Genomic DNA, 23570 nt, shown 5'->3' with positions numbered 1-23570 from the left:
ACGGATAAGATCACGATGCTAACCAGTTACTATCCAAATTCTTCACTTTTTAATACAATACCAGTAAGAGGGATAATTCTTATATTTGATAGGTGGGTAAATGGTAGGTGCTGTTTATCTGGATGTTAGAGCATTGAAATCTATTGATGGACGAAATCACAATAGTAGAGAATTTGAAGTTAGAGATTCAAAAAATTGTATCCAACCTCAAGAATGTTGAGTATGCCTCATTTGTAGGAAGGTTTGGCTATAAAGAAGTTCCAAAACTATTGGAAGTAAATGATCTTGATTTATATCTAATAGTCACTCACTTCCAACGTTTCAAATTAAAACAGTTCGTTGAAAACCTAGAACTATTATGCAATAAAGCATCTCGAGAAGGACTGATCATCTTTCCCCTTTTGATAGATGGTCCATTTAAACCTCAACCGAAGGTTGGATCAAAAATCCTTTTGGTCCACATAATAATGGATGATTTAACTTCCCTAAAATCTCGTTATAAAAATTCGTTACCTACACTAATATCCTTTAGCAAATATGAAAGTTTTAATGGATCATTTAACTTCAAAATAACACATAGTGTTGACGCTCACCACTTATTAAATTCGAAGTTTGGGCTCACTAACTGCATTAAATACATAAGGTCAGGTTATGTTCCAATGAGCTATTATAATCACTCAAAAGAAAGGTTTGATACTTTGAAGGTTGACTTGGTCGGTTATTACTTTCTATATTTTTTAGCGTATTCCGTTTTTCACAATTGTAGAAACTTTATTAGATATAGATATTCTAATTATGAAGCCAGGTATACTGAAGAAGTACTTGAGTTCATTAATTATTCTACCGGTTTAAATGATTTATTCTGTGATGCCAGCAGTATTTTGAGTCTTATGGATAAAATACGCTATTCAGGATTCTATGAATTAAAAGACATGGATAGTATTTCCAAAACTGCTATTAGAGCACTAATGACAATAGAAAGGAGTTCCGAATGAAGAGACTATTTGTATGTTTAGGCTACCCATGTGCTGGCAAATCAACTATGGCGGATTTTCTATTTAAAAGTGTAGGAAATTGTTCTATTATTCAGGTCGATGATTTCTTGACCCGAGAGTATTCAACTGAACTGAAAATAAAAAGTAAGTTTTCAAAAAAAATACTAAAAGATCAATATGGTCAAGTACTAATCAAATCACTCAACTTTCTTTCGGATCAAATTGATGAGGGAGCTGCCGATAATATAATCATTGACGGCCCATTTTCTGAACCGAAACGAAGGCGACTCCTACTTCATATAGTTAAAAATAAGGTAGACTCCATATACTTCATCTCAATTGAATGTAGAGATAAATTAGTATGGATGAATCGGCTCTCAGACAAGAATAAGTTTAACGAATATATTGAAGTAGCCATTTCATACCGCAACAATTTTATCCGCCCAAATTTGTATGAATTACTGCAAGTAAAAAATGGATTCAACCTTTATATAATTAGCTTAGATACTTCAAGGAATGACTGGGAACTGATTGAAGCCACTCAAAATTCCAATGGTAAAAACTTTCTTCTCAACAAGTTTAAAAATGGGACAGCAGACGATGTTTCAACATTGGACTTAGAAGACTATAAATCTGTTACCAATAACATTACTCATCTTGAAAAAAGAAATGACATTTTCTTAAATATAAACCTGACTCTTTTTATTGCAGTACTTTCTGTATTTATAAGATTCTTAGGTGAGCCTAAGATTCATGTTCTTCTAATTCCTATTATTTATGTTCATTGGATTTCATTTCGATATTATACAGCTAACAGGAAACTAATCGTGGCTTATCAAGCTTATTTAAAAAATTTTTATGAAAGAAAAATGGCATTTGGTTGGTTCTCTTATAGTCAAAAATTCAGAGAGCTATCTTATAAAAAGAAAATAGCGAACCTCAGATTACGAAAACATTTTAGCCCAGATTCCTATTACTCAATTTTGTTAATACTGAATACTCTATTTCTTTGGGGATCTATTATAACTAAAAACCCATTTAATAACCTGTCAGTTTTGGATTCATTTAGGTTTCTTTTTTCAGGTGATTTAGAATCTATTAGTTATATAGTACATAGCGCGATAACTATCTATTTTATAATTAGCATTGCAAAGAGCCTTGGATGGCATGAATTATTTGAAAAATCATCCAAGAAGTGGGAAAGAATGTAATTAATTGACTACCTAATATGAATAAGCTGCCTGAGCCTAGGCACCCCCAACCCTGACAAAATCCCCTCTCCGATTCCTCATCCAACTCATCTCCATAATCCTCCTTATTGAATGGGTTTATAGGTCATATCCCCTTCCATGATTTCCTGTTTTCCCTGATCGGCTTCAGCTTGTTCTATCCGGGTAATGGGTAGTATTTGAATAAGCTAAAGCACATTTGAGATCCCTATCTTTTAAGTAGTGTGCAATCCGCTAACTGTATAACTATCTGTCAGTTTCATTATCTTTAATATCATTTTATTTGTTGTAAAAGCACAAAACCAGTCACCAAATCACACCACTGATTATGAAACCTGACTACTCATTCACTTCAAGAATAATCTCATCTCTTGTCCTGTCAGCAATCCTTATGTTCTTCATAGGCTGTTCAGGTGATGGCCCTTCCCCCGTTGAATTAAGTGCGGCTTTTACGGCCAGTATTACTTCATCGGAGATTGGCCAATCCATAACCTACACGGATCAGTCCACCGGAAACCCGGTATCCTGGAATTGGACGTTTGAGGGAGGTGATCCAGCAACCTCCACCGAACAAAATCCCACAGTTACTTATCCGAGCGTAGGCACATTCGATGTTTCACTTACGGTATCCAATCAAACTACCGAGGATGATTTAACCAAAGCGGATTATGTAAGCATCATCCAAACGATAACGGCAGATTTTAGCTTTAGTGCTACTACCGTTTTGGAAGGTGAAAGCATCCAGTACAACGATGAGTCAACAGGTGATCCTACCGAATGGAATTGGACCTTTGAAGGAGGTGATCCAGAAACCTCTACTGAGCAAAATCCGGAAGTGACATACAACAAGGCGGGAGTGTATTCAGTGACCCTTACTTCATACAATAGTTCAGACGATCAGACAATCGTTGAGGAACGGCTGATCAGCGTAACCTGTACCGGAATCTACTGTGAGCCTACCTTTTCCACTTACAAGAAAACCAACGTGGTTTATGGAGTTGACCCGGAGGGACATCAGATGATTGTTTATGAGCCCAGTGATGACACAAGAACTGACCGACCTGTAGTTGCCATCATGGGCGGAGGGGCCTTTGAAGGAACAAACCTGGACTTACTGGAACCTCTTGCCATTAATTTAGTGAACCATGGAGCCATTGTCGCACTATTAGCTTATCGGGTCATAGATACAGAAGATGGCACCACAGAATTGGTCAATGCCCAGCAAGACTGCCGCACGGCAGTAAGATATTTAAGAAAGGAGGCCATAAATCTGGGAATAAACCCTGAACATATTTTCATTGGAGGAAATGGTTCCGGGGCATTTGCCGCGTTGTTTCATGCTTACGTAGATGAAAGTGATCTTTCATCCGCTGAATTGGATATTATTAACGGGCTTGGAGGCCTGGAAGGTGAAAATCAGGGAAACACCGGGTTTAACAGTGAGGTTTCAGGAATAGTCTCGCTGGCTGGAGGCATGTACAACACCTTAGATCCTGTTACCAATCAAGACGTTCCCATCTACGCCATACATGGTACATCTGATACGGAAGTCCCGTATGATAGTAAAGCGACCACTCCTATTACCTATGGGTCAAAATCAATTATAGATAAAGTAAATTCGGTCGGATTAAAAGGCCAACTTTATACCATTGAAGGGGGCAGTCATTCAGCGCCCAGAGAACGTTCAGATGACTACATCCTGGAGCTGATGTATTTCATCCGTGATATCGTCCAGTAAGGACTATTTGGTAAGAGGTGGTTTTTGAATACCTAAAGCACATTTGAGATACCCTGCTTTTTGTCGTACACACATCAGTAACTACATAATTATCAGCCAGTTTCATTATCTTTCATATTGATAGTTAATCGCTGAGGCTGTAATGCTAATCAGCTTATATACAAAAGATGAGATTAGCAATAATTCTACTATTCCTTCTAATTAGCAATTTAAGTTGTAAGACAAATAGCCAAATGACTTCTCCTAAAATTGATTCCGAACATGATGATATGTCGGGTATCCTTTTTATCAATTTTGAAATTAAACAAGACAGTTTAGAAAATTTCAGTATTGATTTGATCAAACATTATTGGGTGTCGGGTTCATTCAAAGCATCAGTACTTCCCTCTGAAGCAGGCGATAAAGAATTGGAATTTCAGCTACTCAATGAGAATAAACAGCTTTTGGGACGTGTTTTTATGAAAAATCCCCTTAAAACCTCTCAAGAAATATTTTCACCAGATGGAACAATTGAACGCAAACAAATTAGCTTGAAACGGGCCGCACTCACCTTAAGAGCAAATGTTTCTCAGAAAGTTACTTTTGTGGCTGTGAATGACGCTAAAAAGAGGTTAAGCTTAATTGAATTAAAATGAAATATTTATTGCTTCTGACATTAGTCTTACTTGCATCCAACATTTCTCCTGCTCAAGAATATAAATTAGATACACTACTATTCAATGGACCTTCAGTGGATAGGATAAACTATGTCATTCTGGGCGATGGCTATTTAGTATCTCAAATGAGCTTGTTTCTAGATGACGCACAAACCCTTACTAACAAATTATTCAATGCAACTCCATATAAAGAATACATTGATTATTTCAACATATTTACTATCTCAGTACCGTCAAATGAGAGCGGCGCAGCAAATAACCCCAATAACTTAATAGATAATTATTTTGGTAGCACTTTCAATTATGCAGGAATAGAAAGGCTATTGGTCCCAACGAACCAAAGCCGAATAACTGAGGTACTAGCCAACCATTTTCCTTCTTATGATCAAGTGATTATGTTAGTTAACTCTTCTAAATATGGTGGTTCTGGTGGTTGGGTAGCAACTGCATCAACTCATGACCAATCAAACGAAATTGCTATTCACGAGTTAGGCCATTCTTTTGCAGGCTTAGCTGATGAATATTGGGCAGGAGCTCAATACGTAAGGGAAACATATAATATGACTCAACAATCATCACCAAACTTGATCAGGTGGAAAAACTGGTTAAATGATGAGAATATTGCTATTCTGCCACACTCTGGAAATTCCTCTTGGAAAAAGCCTCATAGCAATTGCAAAATGCAATTTTTAGGAAGTCCGTTTTGTGCGGTGTGTCGTGAACAGTTTATAAGAGTCTTTCATCAATCAATATCTTCCATTGATGACTATAATCCCAAATTCCTTAGTAGTGTTGACGACAAGATAGATTTTGAAATTAGCCTTGTCACTCCAAATCCAAATACAGTGCAAACCTCTTGGTTGCTAAATGGTCTCCAAATTGCCATGAACGTAGATTCTATTGAGGTTAATAAAACCGATTTAAATGATAAAAATAATGTGTTGACAGTCAAGGTTTATGATGAAACAACATATGACAGAAGGAACTCAATCTATATCAACTCAGTTACCTGGAATATTAGTAATGGAATTTCGTCATCAAAAAGTACCAAAGAAGAAGATAGAGGAAAATATATAATTACTTCAGTTGAATTGATCAATAAGGAAAACATCGTAATTAGTGTATTTCCCAATCCAACATCTGATCAATTGAAAATAGAATATGAACTGCAGCGCCCTTCTAACATCCAATTATCTTTAATTAACATGAACGGACAATTAATCAAAACAATATATTTGGAAAATAGACATTCTGGTAAACAGAAAGCTGAAATTGATTTATCGCAATACGATCAAGGTGTTTATTTTTTGAAATTCGAGTCAGCTTTTTTCGAACAAACTATCCCAATCATCAAGGGAATTTGACGCTCCTAATCGACTTCAGCTTATTCTATCCAGGTAATTGGTAGTGCATACATTTGCTAGGCCACTACATAGACTACATCAATATGGACATCTTCTTTTATGGCTTATTTATGGACACTTCCATTTTGGAAGCGAATGGATTGAACCCCTCCAACCCACGAAAAGGCTGTCTGCATGATTATGCGTTGAAAATTGGCAATCGGGCATCTTTGATTCCCTGTGCAGGTGAAAAGTCCTATGGCATGGTCATGACGGTGGACGATGAGGCAGCACAAAAGCTGTATCGTGCACCCAGTGTCGCGGACTATATTCCAGAGGAGGTCCAGGTCGTTACATATGCTGATGAAACAATTACTGCCATCTGCTACAACCTACATGCAGCATCACTGACCGGCACCAATACAGCCTATGCCCAATCACTCCTTCAGCTTGCCGAAAAGCTTGACTTCCCTCATCATTATTTAGCGCATATCAAGCAGATGACCTAAACGTCTGAACCTGGGAAACTTAAATTTATTAGCTTAGTAAGGTCTTCAGGACAATAGACCAACCAACTTCTGACATGAAGCATTACTCACTCCTCCTCACGACGCTACTGCTTGCTTTTGCCAGCTGTCAGCCAACAACCACTGCCAAGGATACCGAAAAATGGAAAGCTGAAATCATGGCTGTGGAAAAAGCCTTCAATGACATGGCACAGGAAGAAGGGCTTGCAAAAGCCTTCGAATTTTATGCTGCTGAAAACGGGGCAATACGCAGAGGTAAAAAAGTAATCAAGGGGAAAAAAGAGATTGGCTCTTGGTACGAAAATGACAGCCAGCCGAACGAAACGCTCACCTGGGAACCTACTTTCGTGGATGTTAGCAGTTCAGGAGATATGGCGTATACGTACGGGGACTATGTCTTCACCTACTTTGATACGGAAGGCTTAAAAAAGGAGAACAAAGGTATTTTTCATACGGTCTGGAAAAGACAGGCAGACGGCTCCTGGAGATTTGTTTGGGATTAGGCCGCTCATCAGGTAGGTTTTCGCCATCAAATAACACTAACACACGATACGTTAAAGAATCTTAAATTTTGGTGGTTCTCATTGGGGCTCGCCATCTTTGGGTTGTGAGGGTATTTTTCTACATATGCTGCATTTCACTAATAGGTAGTTTATTCGCTCAAACAGCATCTACCGGTACGGTTACAGATTCAGTTTCCGGCGAAGCGCTGCATGGTGCTCACATCATCAATCTCTCCAGTAAAAAATTTGCGATCTCTGATCCTGATGGAAAATTCAGCATACCCACACAGCCGGGCGATACCCTTCGCATATCGTACATAGGTTATGAATCAGCTGAAATAATCATCACCGAAAAGACTCAATTAACCATTAAACTACCTCCAGCAGCGACCTTGCTGGACGAAGTACAGGTATCCATTTTTCCGGAATATCACCATTTCAAACAGCTGATCTTAGATACTGAACCTGTAGATTCAACCATGAGTTTTGGATTCTCAGGCATCCCCTTAGACGCCTATCCTGTTCCGGTCAATGAACAGAACGTGCGTCCCCCTGACTACCATGCGCCATCCGTTGGTGTGAGTTTTGATCTTGGAGGCTTTTCAAAAGCAGGCAAGGAAAAAAAGAAAATGGAGAAGATTCTCGCCCGAAGAGAATTGGAGCGAATCGGTTATCAGAAATTTAATCGGCAATGGGTTGCGGAACAGACCCAGCTGGAAGGTGATGAACTCACCGACTTTATTGCCTTTTGCAAGTTCACACCCAAATACCTGGCAAAAACTTCCCTCTTTGATATTAATGAGCGAATGATGGTGCTCTTGAAAGAATTTCAGTCCGAAAAAGATCAAGCAGACGATAATAGATATACACCGGGAGCCTAGCATTTACCACTCATCCGAATCCCATTAACCGATCCATCTTCCTGCATTATTTTTGATCACTATGATCGACAAAATTGCTGCCTTAGAAAAAATCGCTCGCCAGCTGGAACCAGACGATACGACTCGTCAAGAGCTGACTAAGCAGGTGATTGATCACACCTCAGATTTTCTCTCCGTCCTGGATCATGAACAGGCCTTTTTCCAAAACACTGAACCAGAAAATCGCGATACCCTCTCGGAAGAACCTGAGTCCATGGATCAGTTACTTCAATTTCTTCGAAATCAGGTAGAAAAAGACGGCATCAATGCGGCTTCAGGAGGCCATATGGGATATGTTCCGGGCGGTGGTTTATATCCTTCCGCATTGGGTGATTACCTAGCCGCAGTAAGTAATAAATATGCAGGTATCTATTTCCCTGCACCGGGTGCAGCACGCATGGAAAACATGCTCATCAGCTGGATGAATGAACTGATGGGCTTCCCTCCCACCGCCACAGGTAATTTGACATCAGGTGGATCTATCTCCAACCTGATTGCGGTGGTGACCGCTCGTGAAGCCAAAGAAGTAAAAGCCAAAGATTTTGATAAGCTGGTGGTCTACCTCTCCGATCAGGCACATCATTCCCTGCAAAAGGCCTTACGAATTGCAGGACTGGGTGAGGCACAGCTTCGCTATTTACCTATTGATGATGAATTAAGAGTAGATATTTCATCACTAGCCCAGACCATTAAGGCTGATAAATCAAAGGGACTTATTCCTTTCTTTATCAATGCATCATTAGGAACCACTAATACAGGCACCATCGACCCCATTGGGGAAATGAGTGAGATTGCCAGAAAGTATCAGATTTGGTTTCATGTAGATGCTGCCTATGGCGGGTTCTTTCAAATGCTTCCTGAGATACGAAAGCGAACCACTGGTATTGAGCACGCGGATTCGGTCACGCTGGATCCACATAAGAGTCTATTTCTGCCTTTCGGTACGGGGGCGGTGCTAATCAAGGACTTGACTTCTCTATACAAAGCACATCGGTATACAGCAGATTATTTGCAGGATCTGGTAGACTCTGATAGTGAAGTAAATGCCGCAGACGTTTCTCCTGAACTGACCAAGCATTTTAGAGGATTGAGGATGTGGCTACCGCTTAAGCTCTTTGGACTGAAGCCTTTTCGTGCAGCCTTGGAGGAGAAACTCTTACTGGCACAGTATTTCAGAAATCAACTCCAGCAAATCGAGGGTTTTGAGGTTGGACCTCCGCCAGATCTATCGATCACCATGTTCAGATATGTTCCCACTGATGGAGACGCCAATGCATTCAATGAAAAATTAATCAAGTCCATTCAGGATGATGGACGCATTTTTCTCTCCTCTACCTCCATTCATGGTAAATTCTGGATTCGGGTGGCCATCGTGGTTTTTCGTACACACAAGTCTAAAATCGACCTGCTGCTGGACATTATTCAGGAGAAAGTTCAGGAGTTATCCAGCTAACATTTTGAACACAATCCGACATTGATTGGTTGATAAAGGCAACAACTAATCTAAAAATTCAATGAACGTTTCAGAGCAGCTCTTAGCGATTTTAAAAACAGAAGGCGTAAAACACATTTTCGGAGTGGCGGGTGATGCACTCAATCCACTGGTCACTGCGCTGGATGATCAGGACGATGTAAAGTGGATCAAAGTAAAACATGAAGGAAATGCCTCCTATGCTGCTTTTGCCCAGGGTGAATTAGGAACGCTCGGCGTTTGTGCCAGCACGGTAGGTCCTGGCGCTCTCCACCTCATCAACGGTCTCTACAATGCAAAGAAAGAACGTTCGCCAGTCTTGGCGATCACCGGACAGGTACCGGTAGAACATTTAGGCACCAACTACCACCAGGAGGCAGATCTGACTAAAATATTTGAAGACGTCTGTGACCATCAGGCGGTGATTCGTTCACCGGAAGAAGCACCCAGAGTTATTCTCCGTGCCATACGTATTGCATTGAACAACAACAGTGTGTGCAGAATAGAACTACCTGCAGATATCGCCTTGATGCCTGCTAAGAATAAAGATTTTGTACACAAAGTATTCCGGTCAGACTCCTTAGTTGTACCCTCTAATGAATCGATAGCGAAAGCAGCTGAACTAATCAATGAGGGTAAAACGATCGGAATATTAGCCGGAGCTGGATGTAGGGAAGCCCGCGAGGAAGTGCTCCAATTTGCTAAAAAATTAAAAGCACCCATAACCCATACCGTGAGAGCATCCGATGTTTTTGATCACTCGACTGAAAACGTGGTGGGCCTTACGGGGTTGATTGGAAACCCTTCAGGATATAAAGCGGTAATGGATTGTGATGTATTGGTGATGCTGGGAACAGACTTCCCGTACACCAATTTCTTACCGGAAAACACTAAAACCATCCAAATAGATATCCGTCCGGAGAATATTGGCAATCGTGTTTCAGTAACTACCGGAATTCACGGCGACATTAAAAGTGTGATCCCCGCGCTGACCGAAAAATGTGACCCAAAAGAAGATGGTGATTTCCTAAACAAGCTGACCAAGAGTTTTAAGGAATGGAAAGAATCAAATGCGAAAGAAGCAGACCCTTCACATGACATGGAGCCGCTACATCCACAGATGTTTGCAAAAGCCATCAGTGATATCGCTTCAGATGATGCCATATTCGTTATCGATACGGGTACTTCTGCCATTTGGTCAACCAACTTTATGGACTTCCATTCCGATAGAAGAATCATTGGATCTTTCAATCACGGTTCTATGGCGGTAGGATTACCTGCAGCTATCGGAGCACAACTTCAGTATCCGGACAGAGAAGTATGGGCGCTTGTAGGAGACGGAGCTTTTAATATGTCGCTTCAGGATTTATCCACTGCAGCAGAATACGAATTACCGATTAAGATTCTGGTATTTAACAACTCAGAGTTAGGCTTTGTGAAAATAGAAATGGAAGAAGCCGGTCTGGCTCCTAACTTCAACGCATTGGATGTTAAGAACTTTGACTTTGCGGAATTCGCCAAACTGGTTGGCGGAGACGGTATGAAAGTAACGAAAGCCGGAGATGCAATTTCAACCATTGAAAAAGCAAAGAAATCAAAGAAACCATTCATTATTGACGCCATTGTCAATAGCGGTGAGCTGGCATTGCCTCCAAAAATTGGTTTCCATGAAGCCAAAAACTTTGGTATATCCAAAGTAAAAGAAATGGTGAAAGCGTTTAATGGAGATGAAAAACAGTGGGAGAATATCAAGAAAGAGGTAACCGGCTATTTTGATAAGAAAATATAATCTCTAGCCCTCTATCTTTGCAAAAAAAGTATTGGCAGAGTTACTTCTTATCACGCCCCCATTTACCCAGCTGAACACACCCTACCCTGCCACTGCGTACCTGAAAGGTTTTTTCAATACTCAGGAAATAAGCGTAGCACAGCAAGATCTGGGCATAGAAGTGATATTGGACCTCTTTTCAAAGCATGGACTGACCAACCTTTTCAAAGAAGCTGAAGTCTACGAGTCCCCCTCTGAGAATGTATCCAGAATCCTCGCACTTAAAGAAAATTACCTAACTACCATTGAGCCTGTCATCGCTTTTTTGCAAGGCAAAAACCCAGCGCTTGCCCGACAGATTTGCGCAGATCCATATTTGCCTCAGGCCTCTCGCTTTGGTCAACTGGAAGAAATGGATTGGGCTTTTGGGAACATGGGCATGCAGGATAAGGCGAAGCACCTGGCTACCCTTTACCTGGAAGACCTTTCTGATCTTATCGTGGAATGTGTAGACCCTCATTTTGGCTTTAGTCGATATGCGGAGCGATTAGGAAGAAGTGCCAACTCCTTTGATGAGTTAAATGAAGAACTGAATGCTGAGCCAACTTTCATCGTTGCAATCACACTCAAGCTACTGGATAGCAAAATCCAATCCACCAAACCAAAAGTTGTCGGCTTCTCAGTTCCATTCCCCGGCAACCTGTACAGTGCCTTTCGATGTGCCCAATACCTGAAAGCAAACCATCCGCGCATTAAAATCACGATGGGTGGTGGCTTCCCAAATACAGAGCTTCGTGACCTGAAAGACCCACGGGTCTTTGACTACATCGATTTCATCACGCTGGATGATGGAGAGCGGCCCATGCAACTCCTCCTCGAGCATATAAGAGAACCTAAAGAAGATCCATATCTGAAGCGTACCTTTTGCAGAATAGGTGGACAAGTGTCCTACATAAACAATGCAAAAGAGCCGGACATCAAGCAAAGTGAGGCAGGTACCCCTGATTATACCGGACTGCTACTGGATGATTACATTTCAGTGATTGAGGTGGCCAATCCCATGCATAGCCTTTGGAGTGATGGCCGGTGGAACAAGCTCACCATGGCACATGGCTGTTATTGGGGCAAATGCACCTTTTGCGATATCTCACTTGATTACATAAAGGTTTACGAACCGATTGCCGCCAGGACATTGGTTGATCGGATGGAACAAATGATTGATCAGACCGGGTTCTCCGGATTTCACTTCGTAGATGAAGCTGCCCCGCCTGCGCTGATGAAGGAACTAGCCCTGGAAATCTTGAAAAGGAAATTGTCGGTGACCTGGTGGACCAACATTCGATTTGAGAAGAGCTTTACTCAAGACCTCTGTATGCTACTCAAAGCCAGTGGTTGTATTGCCGTTTCCGGCGGATTAGAAGTAGCCTCTGATCGTCTTTTGAAGCTTATCGACAAGGGTGTTACCGTTGATCAGGTTGCCAGAGTAACTAATTACTTCACCGAGGCAGGAATCATGGTCCATGCCTATCTCATGTATGGCTACCCTACACAGACTGTACAGGAGACCATCGATAGCCTGGAGATGGTAAAGCAACTTTTTGCGTTGGGGATTATCCAGTCCGGTTTCTGGCATCAATTTGCGATGACTGCCCACAGTCCGGTAGGATTAAATCCGGAAGCCTTTGGAGTTATTCCTCATCACAGTGATATTGGGTTTGCCAATAATGATGTGGACTTCACAGATAAGACCGGGATCGATCACCGTATATTCAGCTTTGGATTAAAAAAATCACTTTACAACTACATGCATGGAGTAGGATTTGATTGGCCGGTTCAGGAATGGTTCGAGGAACTAATGCCTGCTACGACCATTGCCCCCACGTATATTGAGGATGCACTAGATCAGCAGGAAAGATTTACACTTAAATCTAGCGCCAGAGTTGTTTGGCTTGGAGGGTACCCGGAGATGGTGTCTTCGAAGAAAGGAAAGATCAAAGTTTTGATCCATGGCAACAGCGACACAGTCAACATCACCTTACCACAAGTAGAAGGTGCATGGCTATTGGAGCAGCTTGAAAAATTGAAAGTAGATCAGCCAGCAAAGTCCATCAAAGAGTTGAAGGAATCATTCGAAAAACAGCATGAAAATTTCGAATTATTTTGGTTTAGCAAGCCGGTAAATACCTTAAGAAAATATGGGCTTTTTACGATCTAAAACGCCTCGCTAATTCCCACATAGATACCATTCTGACCCCCTCTTCCAAAACCTAAATCCAGGCGGATGTTCAATTTCCGCTCCGGAATGACCGCCAGACGTCCTCCAATTCCCGCTATGTATTTTAGCTCAGAGAAAGTAAAGTCATTCAGCTCATGCGCCACATCGCCAAGACCTGCGAACAACGTCATCCCAAAGCGCCAAAACAACGGCCTTCGATACTCCACTTGGGTATACATCATTTGCCTGTCTCGATACAAACTCGCATTTGCGATCCCTCGTAATCGCTCGTCACCAGCCAAAACCGGCAGTTTATAAAAAGGCACTTCATCTCCAAAAGTTAGCTGAGACCTGAACTGAAAGGCTAAAATATTCTCTTCATTGACGATAGGGACATATTTGCGTACATCAAGCAAATAGCTGAAATAATCAAAATCAGCTACCCCATTGTACATCAAGCGACTGCTGATGAAGTATCCTTTGGTTGGGTAGATCGTGTAGTCACGTGTATCAAACCGGAAAGATGGACCTAAACCCAAAAGATTCCCACCATCTACACCAATTGGATCATCTGTTTCAAGGAGACCTTCAGGGACCTTAGACTCAATGGAGGTAAAATGCGCATCAAACGCACCTCCAACAAAAAGCTTCTCACTGATTGGGTGTAAAAACTGTCCTTCAACCTGAAAGAAACGATTGGTATATTTCTCAGAAATATCCGGGTCGGTATCATTACCTATTCCAAAGTAGGAATCTGGAAAATTGTAATACCGAATGGAGGTATTCAAATTCTGTCCTGACGGTAAGTAGTAGTCTAGATTAACAACAGCAATCGACTGCTTCTTTAGTGTATAGACAAAGTATGGCGTAATGGTTGACTGTCTTTGAAAGGTGGACTGAGAATTATCCGTATCCTTTAGGACCCATATACCTACCGCACCAATTTGCAGACTGGTATTGGGTGCATAGCTGATCGCCGGAAATATGGCAAAAGATCCCTCATTTGCTGTCGAATCCGATTCCTGAGCCAGGATACAGAATGGAAAAATCAGAAAAACACCCAGCAGTTTTCTCACACGGACCTAAAAATCAATTGTGAAACTTTACACATCTGCAGCTGAGGTAATGACTATCTCCAACTTTGGAATGGTAGATATTTTCATCTCCTTTTTTTAAAGTGATAATACCGGCGGAATTTGAATCCTTCATTTCATTGTCCCACCAGTTTCCATGCACTCCAATCCCCTTAAACGTACCATCTGGTTGGCCAAATCCTCCAAAAAGCATGTCCATATCGCTTTCTTTCCCAGCAATTAGGTATTTACCTGAATGATGCCAGCCACCAAAAAAGTGAAACAGGTGCTTCCATTCATGAATGGTCGGAACATGCCAGCCCTCCGGACAGGCACGATTTGCCTGCTCATAGTTGTAAAGCCTTCCATAGGTTTTTCCATATTCAGTGGTATTATTATAGGCTTTTGATCCCGGCACATTGAACTGGACATTTTCTGCAAACCACGTTCGGGTTATCGTCCCACCATGTTGCTCGCGGATAAACGTGATGGTCTGATATACCTTCCCATCTCTGGGATCTGTATAGGTCCCCATCTTATGAGAAAAGTGTTTGTTTTTCTGCTCTTTCGTTTGTCCACTTACCTTAAAGGCAAAAACAACAAGCAGGCAGCAGGAAATTAGGATTTTAGCTTTCATACAATTGGCGATTAGGTAATTAAGATAAATAATTATTGTGAAGCTAGTCTCTCACTTCAACAATCATTTCGATTTCAACTGCAATATTACGGGGCAAAGAGGCCATTCCAACGGCTGCTCGTGCATGCTTACCACGATCTCCAAAAACTTCTACCATGGTATCAGAGAAGCCATTGATTACCTCCGGTTGATTGCCGAAATCAGGTGAACAATTGACCATTCCAAGGACTTTGACTATCCGTACAACTTTGTTTAAATCACCCACTTCCGCTTTCAGGGCAGCCAGCTGAGCGTATGCGACAAGCTTAGCCGCCTCATAGCCCTCCTCTACGGTAAGTGTTTCTCCCACCTTTCCAGTCACATATCCGCCTTCCGGTAGATTTGGTCCCTTTCCAGCCATGAATACAAGGTTCCCCGTTCGAACAGCATTCACATAATTTCCCGCAGGTGAGGAAGGTTCGGCAAGTGTTATTCCCATCTCAGAGATCTTCGTTTCTACGTCATAGGCGTACAGTTCTTCCACTTGTTCTTTGGATGATTCATGGGTATGATCGTGTGTGTGATCACAACTCCATAGGAGCGTTAGGATCACGAGTGTTAGCATTAGGTTTTTCATAATCATTATTTATGTTACTTCATACTGTTTTCCCGGATCGACTTAAATTCAGATCCTTCTTTCCATGTTGGCCACTCAGCTGAATTCGCCACTCTCATGCCTACTTCCATCAATAATTCGCCATCCAGCTTCATCCCATCAAAAGTCCAGGTTTCAGGATTGTATTCATCCTGAGGTCTGTGGTATTGAGAGGTCAGGTAGACCTTATTTAAACTATCCACATAGTCCACACCCTTGGTCATGTGCTCATATCCTCCGGATGCATATAGCGCCGGAATACCCACTTTGGCAAACTGAAAATGATCCGATCGGAAAAAGTATCCTTTGCCCGGTTCTGGATCCGGAATAATGTAACGCCCTTGTCCTTTAGCAATATCCTCAGCGATATCCTCCAGCTCTGATTGCCCGTATCCTACTACAGTTAGGTCTTTCATGGGACCCCAGGCAGTAATTCCATCCATATTGATGTTAGCTACCGATTTTGCTGGTCGGTATACGGGGTTTTGCGCGTAATGCTTAGACCCTAATAGTCCTTGTTCCTCAGCAGTTACCGCTAAAAACACAACTGTCCGCTTAGGCTTTTCCATGTTTGCAATGGCTTCAGCAATTCCTAACATGGTCGCAATTCCGGATGCATTGTCATGTGCACCATTGTAGATACTATCACCATCGATTTCCTGGCCAATTCCCAAGTGGTCCCAATGAGCTGAATATATGACATATTCTTCCGGTGCTTCAGAGCCGGCGATTTTTGCAATCACATTTTGAGATTTATCCCGATTAATTTCATTAGAAACTGTGACAGAAGCACTTAAACCCAGACTTAAAGCGTTGAAGTCTTCACTTCTTGATTTGACCGCATAATTTTTCATATCAACTTTAGATGCTTCGAATATTTTGATCGCCGCATCTCGGGTGATCCATCCTAAAACATCCGGCTGATACGAGCCTCCGGTTTGATCAAGATACAAACTTGCTCCTGACCAGGAGTTCCTCACGACGGACCATCCGTATCCAGCGGGAACTGTCTCATGAATAATTAGACAACCAGCTGCTCCTTGACGTGCAGCTTCCTCATATTTATAGGTCCATCTGCCATAGTAGGTCATGGTTTCGCCCTTAAAGAAGGTAGAATCTCCGGAAGCAAATCCCGGATCATTCACCAAAACAACTACGGTCTTTCCTTTCACATCCAGCCCTTCATAATCGTTCCAATTGTACTCCGGCGCTACGACTCCATAACCTGCAAACACAAGCTCGGAGGAATTTAAAGAGGTCTTTTCTACCACTTTTTCTGTGTAAGCCACAAAATCTTCCAGAACTTTTAACTCCACCTTCTGACCATTCCCCTCAATCGTCATGGTTTCTGAGGGCATGGCCGTTAGCTCAACCAAAGGAACTTCCTGAATATATGAGTCACCATTCCCGGGTTCCAATCCATATTGTTTAAATCGATCGACCAGGTAGTTAACTGTTTTGATTTCTCCTTCGGTAAAAGGCTTTCTTCCCTGAAAGTCATCAGACGAAAGTACTTCTATGTGGGTCTTTATGGACTCCTCTGAAATTTGAGTAGATCCGGTTTCTGCGCCCGGCTGACACGAAAATAGCCAGATCCCTATCGAAAATAATAATAGATTTTGCTTCATAGTTAGGTAATTTCTAAGCCGCCAATTTAAAGGAAAAATGAAGAAGTGATACGCTTTTCAATGTATCCGATCAAGAATCTTTTTAACTTCGAAAGTCCTAACCAGACTAAAAAGATGATCATGAAAAAAATATTAACTATTGGGCTAATTGGATTGGCGATGAGCCAATGCGCCACCCCTGAACAAAAGGAGAATACTGCCGAAGAACTTACCCCTATGCAGAAAAAGGTTGCTACCTACAAAAACGTAAAGCTTACAACCGACATCAGTCAACTCAGTGAAAGTGAGAAGCAAATGATCCCGCTTATGATCGAGGTTTCCAAAATCATGGATGAGTTGTTTTGGTATGAAGCCTACGGTAAAAAAGATTCGCTGTTGGCGTCACTGACTGATCCTGCAACCAAAAGATATGTTCACATTAACTATGGTCCATGGGATCGATTGGCAGATAATGAGCCATTCCTGGACGGAGTAGATTCAAAACCCGAAGGTGCCAACTACTACCCTTTGAATATGACGAAAGAAGAATTTGAAGCGGCGGACCTTGAAGGAAAATCAAGTCTTTATACATTCATCCGTAGAGACGAAGCAGGAAATTTGATTACCATTCCATATTATGAGATGTTTGGAGAGCAAGTACAAAGAGCTGCCAACCTGATAAGGCAGTGTGCTGACCTTGCGGAAGATGAAGGTTTGAAAAACTACTTGTCCCTCAGAGCAGATGCATTGCTTAATGATGAGTATCAACCCAGTGATATGGCGTGGATGGACATGAAAACCAATGGGCTTGATTTTGTTGTTGGGCCCATCGAAAATTATGAGGATAAGCTGTATAACTACAAGGCAGCTCATGAAGCATATGTGCTGGTAAAAGATAAGAGCTGGAGTGATAGACTAGCAAAGTATGCCGCATTTCTACCCGAACTTCAGGAAGGGTTGCCGGTGGCTGACGAATACAAAGCAGAAACACCGGGAACGGATGCAGACCTGAATGCATATGATGTTGTCTATTATGCCGGGGATTGCAATGCAGGGTCTAAAACCATTGCCATAAACCTTCCCAATGATGAGGAAGTACAACTAGCAAAGGGCTCAAGAAGATTACAGCTTAAAAACGCAATGCAAGCCAAATTCGATAACATTTTGGTTCCTATTGCCGACGAGTTGATCCATCCTGATCAGCGTAAGCACATTACATTCGACGCATTTTTTGGAAACACCATGTTTCATGAAGTGGCTCACGGACTGGGCATTAAAAACACAATCAATGGAAAGGGAACGGTTAGAAATGCGCTAAAAGAGCATTCATCTGCATTGGAGGAAGGAAAAGCTGATATCCTTGGCCTGTATATGATTACCCAGCTTCACGAAAAAGGTGAAATAGACGGTGATTTGAATGATTATTATGTGACTTTCATGGCTGGTATTTTCAGATCCGTACGTTTCGGAGCTGCAAGCTCACATGGAAAAGCAAACATGATCCGTTTCAATTTTTTTAATGAGTATGGAGCTTTTGCAAAAGATGAAAGCACGGGCACATACATGGTTGATTTTGATAAAATGAGGGAGGCAATGGATGCTCTTTCTGAAAAGATCCTTACTCTTCAAGGTAATGGTGATTACGAAGGTGTAGCCCAGTTAGTCGCAGAAAAAGGAAAAATCGGAACTGTTCTGCAATCTGAACTTGACAGGTTATCTGAAAAGAACATTCCAATTGATATCGTATTTGAACAAGGAGTAGAAGTATTAGGACTATAAATGAAGAAAAAAGAAATTAACGGGCACATGCACGTCTCGTACGAACGAGATGTTTACAGTTTAGAAGAAGCTGAGGCACGCTCCAAGGATTATTACCAATGGCTGGATAGCCGACGAACAGTTAGGGATATTTCAGACAAGCCAGTCAGCAAAGAGCTTATTGAAAATCTGATTATGGCCGGATCTACGGCTCCATCTGGTGCTCATAAGCAGCCATGGACCTTTTGCGCCATTTCTAATCACGAAATTAAAAAAGCGATTAGAGAGGCTGCAGAAAAAGAAGAGTATGACAGTTACCATGGCCGAATGAGTGATCGGTGGATCAAAGACCTGGAACCCATTGGAACCGACTGGAATAAGCCTTTTCTGGAAGAGGCTCCATGGCTGATCGTGATTTTCAAACGTGTCTTTGAAATGGTAGATGGCGAGAAGAATAACAACTACTACGTAAATGAGTCTGTGGGAATTGCCTGCGGCATGATCATTTCTGCCATTCATAAGGCAGGACTTGTCACGTTAACGCACACACCCTCTCCAATGAACTTCCTGACCAAGATCCTGAATAGGCCGGATAATGAGCGCCCATACCTGCTCCTCCCTATCGGGTATCCAAAGGATGAAGTATACGTCCCCGATCTGGAAAGAAAACCATTGAAAGATGTCGCGGTATTTTATGATTGATTTGGCAGGATTCTAAAGCAGGTTGGCAGAATTGATAAATCGTGACCGCCTACCTTCACTTTTGAAATCCCCCTAATCACGCATAACACCGTGGGTAGAAGTAAAGCTCCTTTGATCTATTCAGGGGAGCTTTTTTTATATCTTTAGTCACTAAGACATACCGCCATGCCACATAAGATTATTATTTTTTTCATCTCCACTCTGATTGCCATTCAGGGAAATGCACAACTTCGACCCTTTCTCGATAGTCTGAAAAACGACCTTATCACGGTGACCGATGACTCGCTTCGATTTAGGGTATTGGATGAACTTGCATGGACATATAAAAGAGTAGACGCTGACTCTGCTTTGATGTATGCAGCAATGGAAATTGAAGTTGCAAAAAAATTAGCCAATGAACAGTTCATGGCCTTTGGTTATTCCAACATTGGAGTTATTAAAAAAGAGAATGAGCTGGATGACTATGGCATCAAAGACCTGCATAAATCGCTAGCCATAAATAAAAAATTAGACAATCAACGAGGGATCGCATCCAACAGTAACAACATCGGAAATTCATATGAGTTAATCGGAAAATATGATTCCGCTATTAAATACTTTACCAGATCCATACAGATCAAACTGGAAATAGGACAGGAAGCCTCAGCTGCCAGTACAATGAGTAACCTGGGGTTGGTTTATCATCAAATGAACAATCCTGAAAAAGCCATTGAATACTATGATGAAGCACTATCCATTGTCGGGGAGGAAAGTCGACGAGCCAGGGGAATATTCAACAACATGGGCATCAGCTATATGAAGCTGGAGGAGTACGAAAAAGCACGAAAATATCTCAGAAAAGCCATTTCAGGGATGGAAATCCTTAGTAACAAGCGCAATTTTGCCAGCACGTATGGAAACATTGGGGAGACCTTTTATAATGAAGGCAATTACGATTCTGCACTTTTTTATGCTGAAAAGGCATTTGCGATAAAAAAGGAATTTGGTGAAAACCTTTCCCTTACTTATCCGGCCATCAGCCTGGCTAAAATCTACATTAAACTCAATCAGTTTGATAAGGCCAAAGAAAATGCAGAATTGGCCTATCAAATTGCCAGCAACTCCTCAAGTATGGAGCGAAAAGCCGAATCTACGTTTCGTCTGGGAGTTGTTGAGGCTAACATGAAAAACTTTGAGCGTGCAGCCACGCTCTTCTATGATTATAGCCTCATTCAGGACTCGATTAATAATGAAAACGTGATAAGACTCGCAGAGGAAACGGAAGCAAAATTTCAAAACGAGCTGAAAGAGAAAGAAAATCAGATTCTAAAGGAAGAAGCAATCATCCGGGAACAGAAAATTCAAACGCAAAATCTCTTGATTATTGGAGCAATCATCATCGTATTGCTGCTTGTCATCATTGCTCTCCTTTTACGCAAGCAGTTAACCGAAAGAAAAAACCTTCTCACCAAGATCAAGTCCCAATCGGAAAAACTTAAAGAACTGGACCAGGCTAAAACCCGGTTTTTTGCTAATATCTCACATGACCTTCGCTCACCACTCACGTTGATTCTCGGATCTTTGGATAAGATTACGGAGCGCGACTATGAAATACTGGATCAGGAATCGAAAGAGCTACTGGATATGGGGATTAAAAATGGAAAGCGACTTTTATACCTCGCCGATGAAATCATGGATCTTACGCGCCTCGAAGAAGGAAAAGTAAGCCTGGAACTGCAATACGTCAAGATTGTCCCATACCTCAGACTACTCACCAAAATGTTTAGTAGTGCTGCAGATATTAAGGCTATCGAACTGAAATTCTCGACTCATGCCGAGGATGAAACCACGCTCAAAATCGATCCGCATCAGTTTGAAAAGATCATCTACAACCTGCTGTCTAATGCCATTAAATTCACCCCGGATAATGGTGTAGTAGATGTACAGCTAAATACTGATCAGGACCATCTCAATATTTCGATTTCAGATTCAGGTCCCGGGATACCAAAAGAAAGCCTCGAACTCATTTTTGACCGATACTATCAATCCTCAGATGCCAATACCTCACAGGCAGGAGTAGGAATTGGACTGGCGTTAGTCAAAGAACTTGTAGAGCTCCACGGTGGCAGCATCAAAGCTTCCAGTGATCCAAACGGTTCTGTATTCACTATTAGATTCCCTTTCAAGAAAAGCGATTGGATCTCAAAAGCCATTGTGCCGGAGCGCTCTCTTGATGTGGTCACGCGAAACTCCTTGTGGATGGACCTTCAGGATGAAAAGCAGCGCTTACAAGTACCAGGGATAAAAACGGCTAAAGAAGATGCGAAAACTGTGCTGATTGTTGAAGATCATCGAGAGCTTAGAAGTTACCTTCAAAGTATCCTTAGCACGGATTTTAGGGTATATATGGCTGCTAATGGCTCCAGCGCATTGGATATGCTTCAGGCAGAGAAGATAGATTTGATCATTACGGATTTAATGATGCCCTACATGGACGGATTCGAATTAGTCGATCATCTTAAAAAAGACAAGGAGCTTAAGAAAATCCCAGTAGTTGTGGTGAGTGCCCGAACGGATAAAAAGGAAAAACTGGATCTCATTGCAAAAGGAGCTGAAGATGTAATCAGCAAGCCTTTTGACAAAGAAGAGCTAACACTTAAAATCCAGAATATTCTTAGTCGTGATTGGGATAGTAATAAAGTATTCTCCAAACTCTATGGTGAAACGGCAGAAGAGTTTGAAAAGAACATCATGCAGCGACTGGAAAAGTTAATCATCAAAAGGATAGATGATCCACACCTATCCGTATTGGATTTGGCAGATGAAATGGCTGCCAGTGAGCGAAAAGTATATCGGTTGATTAAGAAAATATCCGGCCTTACCCCTTATGAGTTAATAAAAGAAGTCAGATGGCAGTACCTGGAGAACTACCTTTCCAATAATAAGGTGCGAACAGCTACCGAAGCTGCACAAATTATCGGTATGAATAACGTTAGCTCTTTTGCTTCGCAATACGAAAAACGGTTTGGACACTCATTTAAAGAGGTTATTGGGGAGTAAAAATGAATTTGGCAGGAATTAAAAGTGACTTGGCAGGAAATATAAATTAAACCATTCCACCTTCGAACCATCAAAGTCATTAAAAACAATTACCGCCATGACTCAAACACAAATACTTTGGTACAATAATTCACTTAGTTCATATCAGTTTGGATCCTGGAATGATTTTAGACAGACCGTATCTGCATCAGGTCATCCACAGGAAATTCAGGCTTTAGAACGATTTAATGATGCTTCCGAACTTACGCTAAGAAAGATTGTGCGCGAACTTAATAAGTGCAGACCAAGACATTTAAGATAATCCCCTGACTAGGGATTGACTATAGCTGGTTGACACCCCGACGGTATCGTCGGGGTTTTTTTATGCAAGAAATAGAAGTTTTTTTACAAAAACGGTAAGTTCTAACATTCGAAATTGAACCATGATTTGAACTAAACTCAGCTAATATGATGATCATATGGTACAGTAGAATTTCTAATGAGTATGCCTACTCAACAAAAACGGAATTTGAAAGAATCTCTTTAACGAGCCTGTTTAATGGTGAAATTGTTAAAGTGGAAGAGATGAAGGGAATACCCGATGCGATCCTCTCTAAACTTGTGCATGAGATGAATGAACACAATAATGAACCTCTGCATTTTAGGGTATGAGTTTTACTTTATCCATACAAATCCTCTGGAACAGAATAGCTAATAGCGTAATTGAGCAAGGAAGATAGAAGCCACTATCCAGGCAATCAACTAAATTATTTGAC

20 protein-coding genes are annotated in these 23570 nt (G+C 41.5%); 16 read left to right on the top strand and 4 right to left on the bottom strand.

Annotated features, from left to right (window positions below; all coding sequences use genetic code 11):
- The first annotated feature begins 146 nt into the window (after positions 1 to 146).
- From ACO05G_RS04145 to ACO05G_RS04095, 11 genes are all read left to right on the top strand, one after another.
- Positions 147 to 995, top strand: coding sequence for a hypothetical protein (locus ACO05G_RS04145; protein ID WP_421764818.1), 849 nt, complete (start codon positions 147 to 149; stop codon positions 993 to 995).
- A complete protein-coding gene (locus ACO05G_RS04140) occupies positions 992 to 2206 on the top strand; it encodes an AAA family ATPase (RefSeq protein WP_421764817.1) in 1215 nt (404 codons plus the stop codon). Before ACO05G_RS04145 ends, ACO05G_RS04140 begins: the two co-directional genes overlap by 4 nt.
- 346 nt (positions 2207 to 2552) lie before the next feature.
- Positions 2553 to 3962, top strand: coding sequence for a PKD domain-containing protein (locus ACO05G_RS04135; RefSeq protein WP_421764816.1), 1410 nt, complete (start codon positions 2553 to 2555; stop codon positions 3960 to 3962).
- Positions 3963 to 4195: 233 nt separating this feature from the next.
- Positions 4196 to 4597 carry a hypothetical protein gene (locus tag ACO05G_RS04130; RefSeq protein ID WP_421764815.1) on the top strand — a complete coding sequence of 134 codons (402 nt, stop codon included), beginning with the start codon at positions 4196 to 4198 and terminating at the stop codon, positions 4595 to 4597.
- Positions 4594 to 5982 (top strand): M64 family metallopeptidase, encoded by a 1389-nt coding sequence (locus ACO05G_RS04125; RefSeq protein ID WP_421764814.1) that lies wholly within the window; start codon positions 4594 to 4596, stop codon positions 5980 to 5982. The genes ACO05G_RS04130 and ACO05G_RS04125 overlap by 4 nt, the downstream gene beginning before the upstream one ends.
- Before the next feature lie 83 nt (positions 5983 to 6065).
- Complete coding sequence (locus ACO05G_RS04120; protein ID WP_421764813.1) at positions 6066 to 6470, top strand: gamma-glutamylcyclotransferase family protein; 405 nt, start codon at positions 6066 to 6068, stop codon at positions 6468 to 6470.
- Between the two features lie 74 nt (positions 6471 to 6544).
- Entirely contained in the window at positions 6545 to 6991 is a 447-nt protein-coding gene (locus tag ACO05G_RS04115) for a YybH family protein (RefSeq protein WP_421764812.1), read from the top strand.
- 104 nt (positions 6992 to 7095) lie between these two features.
- Positions 7096 to 7872, top strand: coding sequence for a carboxypeptidase-like regulatory domain-containing protein (locus ACO05G_RS04110; protein WP_421764811.1), 777 nt, complete (start codon positions 7096 to 7098; stop codon positions 7870 to 7872).
- Positions 7873 to 7933: 61 nt separating this feature from the next.
- On the top strand, positions 7934 to 9364 hold the full coding sequence (locus ACO05G_RS04105; protein ID WP_421764810.1) for a pyridoxal phosphate-dependent decarboxylase family protein: 1431 nt from the start codon (positions 7934 to 7936) through the stop codon (positions 9362 to 9364).
- A 61-nt stretch (positions 9365 to 9425) separates the two neighbouring features.
- Positions 9426 to 11171, top strand: coding sequence for a thiamine pyrophosphate-binding protein (locus ACO05G_RS04100; protein ID WP_421764809.1), 1746 nt, complete (start codon positions 9426 to 9428; stop codon positions 11169 to 11171).
- A 31-nt stretch (positions 11172 to 11202) separates the two neighbouring features.
- Entirely contained in the window at positions 11203 to 13365 is a 2163-nt protein-coding gene (locus tag ACO05G_RS04095) for a B12-binding domain-containing radical SAM protein (protein ID WP_421764808.1), read from the top strand.
- On the opposite strand, the gene ACO05G_RS04090 is transcribed toward ACO05G_RS04095, so the two are convergent.
- From ACO05G_RS04090 to ACO05G_RS04075, 4 genes are read right to left on the bottom strand one after another with little or no spacing between them, the layout of a single operon-like run.
- Positions 13362 to 14441, bottom strand: a complete 1080-nt coding sequence (locus tag ACO05G_RS04090; RefSeq protein ID WP_421764807.1) for a BamA/TamA family outer membrane protein — start codon at positions 14439 to 14441, stop codon at positions 13362 to 13364. The genes ACO05G_RS04095 and ACO05G_RS04090 overlap by 4 nt on opposite strands.
- Before the next feature lie 13 nt (positions 14442 to 14454).
- Positions 14455 to 15075 carry an FISUMP domain-containing protein gene (locus tag ACO05G_RS04085; RefSeq protein ID WP_348285006.1) on the bottom strand — a complete coding sequence of 207 codons (621 nt, stop codon included), beginning with the start codon at positions 15073 to 15075 and terminating at the stop codon, positions 14455 to 14457.
- A 43-nt stretch (positions 15076 to 15118) separates the two neighbouring features.
- Positions 15119 to 15691 carry a RidA family protein gene (locus ACO05G_RS04080; protein ID WP_421764806.1) on the bottom strand — a complete coding sequence of 191 codons (573 nt, stop codon included), beginning with the start codon at positions 15689 to 15691 and terminating at the stop codon, positions 15119 to 15121.
- Between the two features lie 14 nt (positions 15692 to 15705).
- Positions 15706 to 17337, bottom strand: coding sequence for a M28 family metallopeptidase (locus ACO05G_RS04075; RefSeq protein ID WP_348285004.1), 1632 nt, complete (start codon positions 17335 to 17337; stop codon positions 15706 to 15708).
- A 120-nt stretch (positions 17338 to 17457) separates the two neighbouring features.
- Here ACO05G_RS04075 and ACO05G_RS04070 point away from each other — a divergent pair, with 120 nt between their 5' ends.
- From ACO05G_RS04070 to ACO05G_RS04050, 5 genes are all read left to right on the top strand, one after another.
- On the top strand, positions 17458 to 19095 hold the full coding sequence (locus ACO05G_RS04070) for a dipeptidyl-peptidase 3 family protein (protein WP_421764805.1): 1638 nt from the start codon (positions 17458 to 17460) through the stop codon (positions 19093 to 19095).
- On the top strand, positions 19096 to 19776 hold the full coding sequence (locus ACO05G_RS04065; RefSeq protein WP_421764804.1) for a nitroreductase family protein: 681 nt from the start codon (positions 19096 to 19098) through the stop codon (positions 19774 to 19776).
- A 165-nt stretch (positions 19777 to 19941) separates the two neighbouring features.
- Positions 19942 to 22815: a tetratricopeptide repeat protein gene (locus ACO05G_RS04060; protein ID WP_421764803.1), complete on the top strand. Its 2874-nt coding sequence runs from the start codon at positions 19942 to 19944 to the stop codon at positions 22813 to 22815.
- 97 nt (positions 22816 to 22912) lie between these two features.
- A complete protein-coding gene (locus ACO05G_RS04055; RefSeq protein WP_348285001.1) occupies positions 22913 to 23116 on the top strand; it encodes a hypothetical protein in 204 nt (67 codons plus the stop codon).
- 146 nt (positions 23117 to 23262) lie between these two features.
- Positions 23263 to 23466: a hypothetical protein gene (locus ACO05G_RS04050; RefSeq protein WP_348285000.1), complete on the top strand. Its 204-nt coding sequence runs from the start codon at positions 23263 to 23265 to the stop codon at positions 23464 to 23466.
- Positions 23467 to 23570: the final 104 nt, after the last annotated feature.

It is taken from the genome of Ekhidna sp., assembly GCF_965227465.1.
Lineage (GTDB): Bacteria > Bacteroidota > Bacteroidia > Cytophagales > Cyclobacteriaceae > Ekhidna.
This window is presented reverse-complemented; position numbering and strand designations above follow the sequence as displayed.